Genomic DNA, 1,866 nt, shown 5'->3' with positions numbered 1-1,866 from the left:
GGGGGTGATGGGTGGTTGGTCGTTGTTTGAGAACTGCACAGTGGACGCGAGCATCTGTGGCCAAGTTTTTAAGGGCGCACGGTGGATGCCTTGGCACCAGGAACCGATGAAGGACGTGGGAGGCCACGATAGTCCCCGGGGAGCCGTCAACCAGGCTTTGATCCGGGGGTTTCCGAATGGGGAAACCCGGCAGTCGTCATGGGCTGTCACCCACTGCTGAACACATAGGCAGTGTGGAGGGAACGCGGGGAAGTGAAACATCTCAGTACCCGCAGGAAGAGAAAACAACCGTGATTCCGGGAGTAGTGGCGAGCGAAACCGGATGAGGCCAAACCTTGTATGTGTGAGACCCGGCAGGGGTTGCATGCAAGGGGTTGTGGGATCTCTCTTTCACAGTCTGCCGGCTGTGAGACGAGTCAGAAACCGTTGATGTAGGCGAAGGACATGCGAAAGGTCCGGCGTAGAGGGTAAGACCCCCGTAGTCGAAACATCAACGGCTCGTTTGAGAGACACCCAAGTAGCACGGGGCCCGAGAAATCCCGTGTGAATCTGGCGGGACCACCCGCTAAGCCTAAATATTCCCTGGTGACCGATAGCGGATAGTACCGTGAGGGAATGGTGAAAAGTACCGCGGGAGCGGAGTGAAATAGTACCTGAAACCGTGTGCCTACAAGCCGTGGGAGCGTCGCGCATTGAGTTTACTCAGTGCGTCGTGACTGCGTGCCTTTTGAAGAATGAGCCTGCGAGTTTGCGGTGCGTTGCGAGGTTAACCCGTGTGGGGAAGCCGTAGCGAAAGCGAGTCCGAATAGGGCGATTCAGTAGCGCGCTCAAGACCCGAAGCGGAGTGATCTAGCCATGGGCAGGTTGAAGCGGCTGTAAGAGGTCGTGGAGGACCGAACCCACCAGGGTTGAAAACCTGGGGGATGACCTGTGGTTAGGGGTGAAAGGCCAATCAAACTCCGTGATAGCTGGTTCTCCCCGAAATGCATTTAGGTGCAGCGTCGTGTGTTTCTTGCCGGAGGTAGAGCACTGGATAGGCGATGGGCCCTACCGGGTTACTGACCTTAGCCAAACTCCGAATGCCGGTAAGTGAGAGCGCGGCAGTGAGACTGTGGGGGATAAGCTCCATGGTCGAGAGGGAAACAGCCCAGAGCATCGACTAAGGCCCCTAAGCGTACGCTAAGTGGGAAAGGATGTGGAGTCGCACAGACAACCAGGAGGTTGGCTTAGAAGCAGCCACCCTTGAAAGAGTGCGTAATAGCTCACTGGTCTAGTGATTCCGCGCCGACAATGTAGCGGGGCTCAAGCGTACCGCCGAAGTCGTGTCATTGCAGCAATAGGGCCAACGCCCGCTGTGATGGGTAGGGGAGCGTCGTGTGCCGGGTGAAGCCGCGCCGGAAGGCAGTGGTGGACGGTTCACGAGTGAGAATGCAGGCATGAGTAGCGATACACACGTGAGAAACGTGTGCGCCGATTGACTAAGGGTTCCTGGGTCAAGCTGATCTGCCCAGGGTAAGTCGGGACCTAAGGCGAGGCCGACAGGCGTAGTCGATGGATAACCGGTTGATATTCCGGTACCCGCTGTGAAGCGTCAAACATTGAACCAGGCGATGCTAAGTCCGTGAAGCCGCCCCGGAGCCTTCGGGCAAAGGGGAGTGGTGGAGCCGACGGACCAGACCTGCAGTAGGTGAGTGATGGGGTGACGCAGGAAGGTAGTCCATCCCGGGCGGTGGTTGTCCCGGGGTAAGGGTGTAGGCCGTGTGATAGGCAAATCCGTCACACATCAAGGCTGAGACCTGATGCCGAGCCGATTGTGGTGAAGTGGATGATCCTATGCTGTCGAGAAAAGCCTCTAGCGAGTTTCAT

The 1,866-nt window shown here is 57.4% G+C and carries 1 rRNA gene; it reads left to right on the top strand.

Features of this window, described 5'->3' with window-relative positions:
- Positions 1-58: 58 nt before the first annotated feature.
- Positions 59-1,866, top strand: a 23S ribosomal RNA gene (locus ACWD68_RS41555); the annotation flags it as partial.

This window comes from Streptomyces sp. NPDC005141, from assembly GCF_053599975.1.
The sequence above is the reverse complement of the archived record's forward strand: the minus strand, read 5'-3'. Positions and strand labels throughout refer to the sequence as shown.